The organism is Paenibacillus naphthalenovorans, from assembly GCF_900099895.1.
Taxonomy (GTDB): Bacteria; Bacillota; Bacilli; order Paenibacillales; family NBRC-103111; genus Paenibacillus_G; species Paenibacillus_G naphthalenovorans.
The window spans coordinates 68,613-75,877 of record NZ_FNDY01000022.1; the positions used below are offsets into that span (position 1 = coordinate 68,613).

A 7,265-nucleotide genomic window follows, 5' to 3' on the forward strand; every position below is an offset into this window, starting at 1 on the left:
CCGATGGGCTGTCTTTATTCATGGACAGATCAATCTATTTTCATAACGCCGCCCGTGCTGGCGGACGTAACAAGCTTGGAATAACGGGCCAAGTAACCGGTCTTCACCTTCGGTTCGAAGCCTTTCCAGTTCGCCTTACGACGCTCGAATTCTTCTTCGCTGATCAGAAGCTCAATCTTGCGGTTGTTCAAATCGAGCTCGATGATGTCTCCGTCTTCTACGAATGCGATCGGACCGCCTTCTGCCGCTTCCGGAGAAATGTGACCGATGCTGATACCGCGGGATGCGCCGGAGAAACGTCCGTCCGTAATCAGGCCCACCTTCGCGCCAAGCCCCATGCCGACGATCTGGGAAGTCGGTGCGAGCATTTCCGGCATGCCCGGTCCGCCTTTGGGTCCTTCGTACCGGATGACCACCACATGGCCTTCCTTCACTTTACCGTTGGCAATGCCTGCAAGAGCTTCTTCCTGGGAATCGAAGCAAATGGCCGGCCCTTTATGGTAGCCGCCTACGGATTTGTCGACCGCACCGACCTTAATGATCGAGCCGTTCGGAGCCAGATTGCCGAACAGAACAGCCAATCCGCCTTGTTCGGAGTGCGGATTATCCAGCGTACGAATGACATCCGTATTCCGAATCTCATGACCTTCCACATTCTCTCTCAGCGTCTTGCCGGTTACAGTGATCCGGTCGCCGTGGATCGCTCCCGGCTTTTTGAGCAGTTCGTTAAGGATCGCGCTCACGCCGCCGGCGTTATGCACGTCTTCAATATGATAATCGGAGGCCGGTGCGATTTTGGCCAAATGCGGCACACGCTTCGCTACTTCGTTGATGCGTTCGATCGGATAGTCGATCCCTGCTTCATGCGCTATGGCCAGCGTATGAAGAACGGTATTGGTGGAACCTCCCATGGCCATATCCAAAGCGAACGCATTGTCGATCGCTTCAACGGTGACGATGTCACGCGGCTTGATGTCCTTTTGGATCAGCTCCATCAGCTGCTTTGCCGAACGTTTCACAAATTCTTTGCGTTCCGGATCGACAGCAAGAATCGTACCGTTGCCCGGCAGCGCAAGGCCAAGACCTTCAGCCAGACAGTTCATGGAGTTGGCCGTAAACATGCCGGAACAGGATCCACAGGTCGGACAGCCGTACTGTTCAAGCTCCTGCAGGCCTTTTTCATCGATTTTGCCCGCTTGGTAGGCGCCTACGCCCTCAAATACGGAGGACAATGAAATCGAACGGCCATCGCTGGTCTTACCCGCTTTCATCGGCCCGCCGCTGACGAAAACCGTCGGAATATTGACGCGCAAAGCGCCCATCATCATGCCCGGCGTAATTTTGTCACAGTTCGGGATGCAGACCATTCCGTCAAACCAGTGAGCGGAAACCACCGTTTCCAGGGAATCGGCAATAATTTCACGGCTCGGGAGGGAGTATCGCATACCGATATGTCCCATCGCAATACCGTCGTCTACGCCAATCGTATTAAATTCAAACGGAACGCCGCCCGCTTCACGAATCGCTTCTTTTACGATTTTCCCGAATTCCTGCAGGTGGACGTGACCGGGAACGATATCAATATAGGAGTTGCAAACCGCGATAAACGGCTTGTCGAAATCTTCTTCTTTGACGCCGGCAGCACGCAGCAAGCTGCGGTGAGGCGCGCGGTCAAAGCCCTTCTTGATCATGTCACTTCTCATTTTTCTCTTGGACATTTTTCTTACAAGCCTCCGTTTCTACTCTATGAATCGCTTCATTCTATGAATGCTACCGCTTCTTCCGATTGTACCATGTTTCACCCGAAATGAAAACGAAACGCATGGTCGAAATCGGGCTAAAGTCATCTCGCGATCGGATTTTTTGGCGAAGCCCCGAAAAATCTGTTATAATTCGAATAACTTACGGAAGCTTGAAACGGAGGAGAAAGCGGAAATTATGGAATTTGATTATTTATACGACGGTACGGAGGAAACGAAAACAAGGTTCGTTTGTTTTGTCGGAGATTCGCTGCGGAGATTCGATTTGGCCATCACGACGACTAACCGTTTTTACGGAAAAAAGATGGTCACGGATTTGCAGACCGGACGCACGGCTGTCATCGGGCCGGACGATCTGGAGGCTGAGGGCTACCTGGAGCACGTATACAAGCTCAATGAGGAAGAAGCGGCGGAGCTCACAGCCTTCTTAACGGAGGTTGTGGGGCCGGTCAACTTTACCGATATTTAAAGTGAAGAAAGCCGATCGATAGCTCCCGTAAGGGGCAAGATCGGCTTTTCCATGATGATTGCACTTCCATCGATTCACTACGGCTCCACTCTAGGAATGATCAGAGCCTGAATCCGATTCCCACGGGAAACTCACCGTGAGGTAGTCCGCAAATTTCTTGCTTTCTTCCCTGCGCAATCGGCGCATCTCGGCGCGATGCACAGCCGTTTCGTGAAGCCTGATCTCCTCTTCCGTTTCCGGTATGACTGCCGGGATGGCAACGGGCTTCTTATGGTCATCGAGCGCCACGAAAGTAAGGAATGACGTCGCGGCAATGGTGCGCTCCCCCGTTTTCAAATCCTCGGTAATCACTTTGACAAAGACCTCCATAGAGCTTCTTCCCGTCCAGGTTACGAAGGATTCCAAGCATACCGAATCTGTTGTTCGAACCGGTGACAAAAAGTCGACAGAATCCGTCGAAGCCGTCACGACGTTTCTGCGGCAGTGCTTGGAAGCCGCGATAGAAGCGATATCATCGATATAGGCCATCAGCTTTCCGCCAAACAGCGTATTGTGATTATTGACATCCGTCGGAAATACTCGGGATGTTTTGTAGCATCTAGATTCCTTGACATATCTTTGTTCCATATACAGTCTGCCGGCTCCTTCATGTTCATGTACATCATCCGTACGCGCATGTACGTTTTGAACACATTATGCAGGCTAACCCAGATGTTGTCAATGCTGTGTCGCTTCCCGTTTGCCCAAATCCGGCGCCGTTGGAGAAAACCGAATGTAAAAAAGCCCCCCGGATTAATCACAGGAGGCATTTGGTATACTCAACCGTAATATTCTTCTCTCCATTTGCCGAAGCTGGAGAATGTCTTTAATTCATGCAACGGGATGCTCAGGAAAACCTGAACAAGGTTTTTGTCAAATTGCTTCCTGCTCTGATACCACAGCTCTTGCTTGGCTTCTTGAACGGATAAACCTTTTCTGTGAGGACCGTCCTGCAGCATGTCATCAAAAGCATCAAGGATAGAGCAAATTCGCGCAAAAGTCGGAATGAACTCACCGCGCAAGCCATAAGGATAACCGGACCCATCCCAGCGTTCGCGGTGGTATTTAATGATTTCAATAATATTCAAATCATGAATTCCTTCTTTTTGCGCCAGATTTGCTCCGAGCACAGGATAACGTTTCATGGTTTCCCACTCTTCTACCGTCGTACCTGTATTCTTTGTAATAATATCCGTTGGAATAAAAATCTTGCCAATGTCATGAAGCAGACATCCTACGACCAGACTACGTGTTTGTTCCTGATTGAAATGAAGATAGGATGCCATGATTCTCGCCATTTTGCCAACCCGCATGCAATGTTCGTATGTACTTAACTCTTTCTTCATCAATCTAAAAAGTATGTACAGCAATCGTTCATTTTTCATGACTTACTCCTCCATACCATGAAACTGATCCATGCAGACTTCATGTGAAACCGTCCCGTATGTCAATCGTCAACTGGTCTTTTTTTCCTTTTTTCTTGATAATTCTTTAAAAATAAAATCGATTTCTTCCTTAAGATCGGCTGCCCTTTCAAATTCAAAATTAACGCGAGCCACCTTTAATTCAGCTTTCAGGTTTGTGTAGTGGTGTTTTAATTCCTCATAGGTTTGGTTTCGAATCTCATCCAATCCCATTGCAGGAACTCGGCCAAGATACATTTTCACTCTCTCCTCTCATCAATGATTTCACAAAATACGGACCAACTCATCTACTTAGAGTGACGATGGAAGAATGCTACATAATACGTCCCAAAACCAAAAAATCCCCCGAAATTGGAGGATTGATGATCCGGATTTCGGTAACTGGCTGGCATAGTGTTTATCACACTGAAGCCCCTGTAGCTTTGCGACCCCACTTTTCAATGGGTGTGCCTTTATCACTTTTCAAAGGAGATTAGTTAGAAAAAACTAGATATTAGCTAACAATGTTCGACATATTCAATCAAATTCCTTTTTTATAGTAAAAATTTTCATTTTTATACTATATATTGTGAATGGAAAAGCCTCTCCTCATGTAAACCATCGATTGGAGAACGGCTTTTGCCGGGGGATGGAATAATATGAAAATCAGTAAAAAAATGGTTGACAACTCAGTGACAAGATCAATATATTGGGAACCAATGCAAGCTGCCATTTCGTATTAAGGAGTTGGAAAAATGCCAACGATATATGTGCTGAATTTTCAGAGTATTGATAAATCCCATCTGCCGGCTGTGGGCGGAAAAGGAGCCAACCTCGGGGAGCTGAAAAGAGCCGGCTTTCCGGTACCGCAGGGTTTTTGCGTGACAACTGCCGCCTACCGCCAATTCATTCAATCCAGCCGGGAGATGAAGGAACTGTTCGATCAGTTGGACCGCGTCAGCCATGAACAATTGGAGCAAATACGTATATTGGGACAGCGTATTCGCGAACATCTCACCTCCCTTTCGATGCCCAACTCTGTTAAATCGGCCATTTCAAAAGCGTGGGAAACCACTGGGAAAGCTCAAGCTTATGCTGTTCGTTCCAGCGCTACGGCTGAGGATCTGCCGACGGCCTCGTTCGCAGGACAGCAGGATACTTATCTGAATGTTTGCGGACTGGAGCAGCTGCTCAAAGCCGTACAAAACTGCTGGGCCTCACTGTTTACAGACCGGGCGATCTCGTATCGCGCCAAAAACGGCTTTAACCACCGTTCAGTGTTTATTTCCGTCGTTGTTCAACACATGATTTTCCCGGAGGTGTCCGGAATTATGTTTACGGCGGATCCGGTCACGGGACATCGCGGAACGGTATCGATCGATGCAAGCTTCGGCTTGGGAGAAGCCCTTGTATCCGGTTTGGTTACTGCGGATTTGTATCAGGTGCGTGCAGGTGAAATCGTAAAAAAACAGGTTTCCAAGAAGGAAACAGCCATATATGCCGTGCCGGAAGGAGGAACGGTTGCTCAGCATCTCCCTCCGGAGAAACAGCAGCTGCAGGCTTTAACGGATCATCAAATCATTCAACTGGCAATATTGGGTAAAAAAATTGAAGCTCACTATGCCTCGGAGCAAGATGTGGAGTGGGGTTTTGCCGACGGTCAATTTTATATTCTCCAAAGTCGGCCGATTACATCGTTATATCCGGTACCGCCTGTCTCAGATAATCAATTGCATGTATTTATAAATTTCGGCTACATTCAAATGATGACTGATCCAATGAAACCGCTGGCTATATCCGTTTTGAGCCGCCTTCTTCATTTTATAAAGAAAAATCCTGCTTCATCCGAACCGTACATCCTGCTTCATGCAGGGGGAAGAATGTTTGCTGATTTTACCGCTCCTCTTTCTATAAGGCCTGTTCGAAACAGAATGCTAAAAATATTCAAGGGCATGGATGATTCCATAGCGTCAGCTTTGGAGGAAGTCATGAGCCGAGAAGCCTTTCGCCATCGATCCATACCGATAGGCACAATATTACGCACGGTCAGTAAACTGGCGCCGATCATCATTCCCTTGGCATTGAAAGTAATCAATCACCGGTTTGTGCAAGATCCCGCAAAGGCGAACAGAAAGGCCTCCGCCCTTATTGATCGTATCACTCGTGAAACCGGGATCCATGTATTTTCCGCCTCAGGGGCGGACAGGATTCGCGCGATCAGGAAGAGTATCGAGAAAATGCCCAAGGTGATTCCCAGAGTGGCCGTCTATTTTATTGCAGGTGTCCTGGCTTCCGGAACGCTCAAAAAGAAGCTGTACAAAAGGGTGGGGAAAGAACGGGCAGATAGGTTGTTGAATCCATTGTACAAATCTCTTCCCGGCAATGTGACAACCGAATTCGGCTTGGCGTTGGGAGACCTTGCCGATAAGATACGAAAGTATCCCGGCTTAATTGATTATTTGCAGAAAGCAAGCAGCGACCATTTCGATGAAAAATTGGGCGAGATTCCGGGCGGGGATGAATTTAAATTAGAATTGGAGAGCTTTCTTCAGAAATACGGTATGCGGTGTGTGGGTGAAATTGACATCACCAGACCAAGATGGCGCGAGGAGCCTACCCAACTGATCCCTTCCATTATCAGCAATATCAGAACGGCAGCGGCCGGGGAGCACAGGAAGAAATTCAGACAAGGCAGGCTTGAAGCCGAGGCGGCGGGAAAAGAAATGGCCGCGCATTTTGGTTTTTGGCAAAAAAGAAGCATATCCCGGTTGATTAAGCTATACCGCCACCTGTTGGGCATGCGCGAGCATCACAAGTTCTGTGTGGTGAAGCTGTTTGACATCTACAAACGCGCGATAATGGAAGAAGCGAACGGACTTGTCGCAAAAGGAGTCCTTCGGCATAAAGACGATGTGTATTATTTAACGCTGGAAGAGCTCATCGAACTGTTGGAAAACCGCTTTTCGGGAGATGTTCCAACCATCGTAGAAGCAAGAGAAAAGCAGCATGAACGGAATCAAAAACTAAAATCTCCCCGGGTGATGACAAGCGAAGGAGAAATCATTTCCGGAAAATTGCGTGATGTGAAAGCGCCGGAGGGCGCGATTGTAGGCACGCCGGTATCCGCAGGTATCGTCGAAGGTGTTGCAAGAGTCGTTCTTAAGCCGGAGGAAGCCAAGCTGAATGCCGGGGAAATTTTAGTCGCTCCCTATACCGATCCCGGATGGACACCGCTGTTTACCTCGGTCGTCGGCCTGATCACGGAAGTAGGCGGTCTGATGACGCACGGATCGGTGATTGCCCGGGAGTATGGCATTCCGGCCGTCGTTGGAATTGAAAAAGCGACCGAACGGATTAAAGACGGCGCTTATATCCGGTTGAACGGAACGAGCGGCTACGTGCAAATATTGGAAGGCACTGACTTTGAGTAAGACATAAAAAAGCCTGCCATAGGCAGGCTTTTTGCTTGGCGACGTTCTACTCTCCCAGGACCCTGCGATCCAAGTACCATCGACGCTGGAAGGCTTAACGGTCGTGTTCGGTATGGGTACGCGTGGTTCCCTTCCGCCATCATCACCAAACGTATTCATTTCT

The 7,265-nt window shown here is 48.6% G+C and carries 6 protein-coding genes, 1 rRNA gene and 1 riboswitch; of the genes, 2 read left to right on the top strand and 5 right to left on the bottom strand.

Translation table 11 applies throughout. The annotated features are described in order from the left end of the window. Positions 1–29: 29 nt before the first annotated feature. Positions 30–1,718, bottom strand: coding sequence for a dihydroxy-acid dehydratase (ilvD, locus tag BLT35_RS18405; protein WP_054819374.1), 1,689 nt, complete (start codon positions 1,716–1,718; stop codon positions 30–32). Between the two features lie 217 nt (positions 1,719–1,935). On the opposite strand from ilvD, the gene BLT35_RS18410 reads away from it, so the two are divergent. Beyond that, positions 1,936–2,229: a DUF3055 domain-containing protein gene (locus tag BLT35_RS18410; protein WP_062411007.1), complete on the top strand. Its 294-nt coding sequence runs from the start codon at positions 1,936–1,938 to the stop codon at positions 2,227–2,229. 90 nt (positions 2,230–2,319) lie between these two features. Here BLT35_RS18410 and BLT35_RS18415 read toward each other — a convergent pair whose 3' ends face one another. The 3 genes from BLT35_RS18415 to BLT35_RS18425 all read right to left on the bottom strand — a co-directional run bounded on the left by BLT35_RS18415 (position 2,320) and on the right by BLT35_RS18425 (position 3,929). Then, entirely contained in the window at positions 2,320–2,856 is a 537-nt protein-coding gene (locus tag BLT35_RS18415) for an acyl-CoA thioesterase (protein WP_074729322.1), read from the bottom strand. A gap of 191 nt (positions 2,857–3,047) precedes the next feature. After that, positions 3,048–3,653 carry an HD-GYP domain-containing protein gene (locus tag BLT35_RS18420; protein WP_074729324.1) on the bottom strand — a complete coding sequence of 202 codons (606 nt, stop codon included), beginning with the start codon at positions 3,651–3,653 and terminating at the stop codon, positions 3,048–3,050. Positions 3,654–3,722: 69 nt separating this feature from the next. Further along, positions 3,723–3,929, bottom strand: a complete 207-nt coding sequence (locus tag BLT35_RS18425) for a hypothetical protein (RefSeq protein WP_074729326.1) — start codon at positions 3,927–3,929, stop codon at positions 3,723–3,725. 136 nt (positions 3,930–4,065) lie between these two features. Beyond that, a riboswitch (cyclic di-GMP riboswitch) is annotated at positions 4,066–4,153 on the bottom strand. 273 nt (positions 4,154–4,426) lie between these two features. On the opposite strand from BLT35_RS18425, the gene BLT35_RS18430 reads away from it, so the two are divergent. Continuing rightward, positions 4,427–7,102, top strand: a complete 2,676-nt coding sequence (locus BLT35_RS18430; protein WP_074729328.1) for a phosphoenolpyruvate synthase — start codon at positions 4,427–4,429, stop codon at positions 7,100–7,102. Between the two features lie 33 nt (positions 7,103–7,135). Here the strand turns inward: BLT35_RS18430 and rrf are convergent. Continuing rightward, positions 7,136–7,252: ribosomal RNA gene (gene rrf / locus BLT35_RS18435) — 5S ribosomal RNA — on the bottom strand. Positions 7,253–7,265: the final 13 nt, after the last annotated feature.

Excerpts from the sequence above, each read along its gene's own strand:
- ilvD (WP_054819374.1), bottom strand. The coding sequence starts at position 1,718 with ATGTCCAAGAGAAAAATGAGAAGTGACATGATCAAGAAGGGCTTTGAC.
- BLT35_RS18415 (WP_074729322.1), bottom strand. The coding sequence starts at position 2,856 with ATGGAACAAAGATATGTCAAGGAATCTAGATGCTACAAAACATCCCGA.
- BLT35_RS18420 (WP_074729324.1), bottom strand. The coding sequence starts at position 3,653 with ATGAAAAATGAACGATTGCTGTACATACTTTTTAGATTGATGAAGAAA.
- BLT35_RS18425 (WP_074729326.1), bottom strand. The coding sequence starts at position 3,929 with ATGTATCTTGGCCGAGTTCCTGCAATGGGATTGGATGAGATTCGAAAC.
- BLT35_RS18430 (WP_074729328.1), top strand. The coding sequence starts at position 4,427 with ATGCCAACGATATATGTGCTGAATTTTCAGAGTATTGATAAATCCCAT.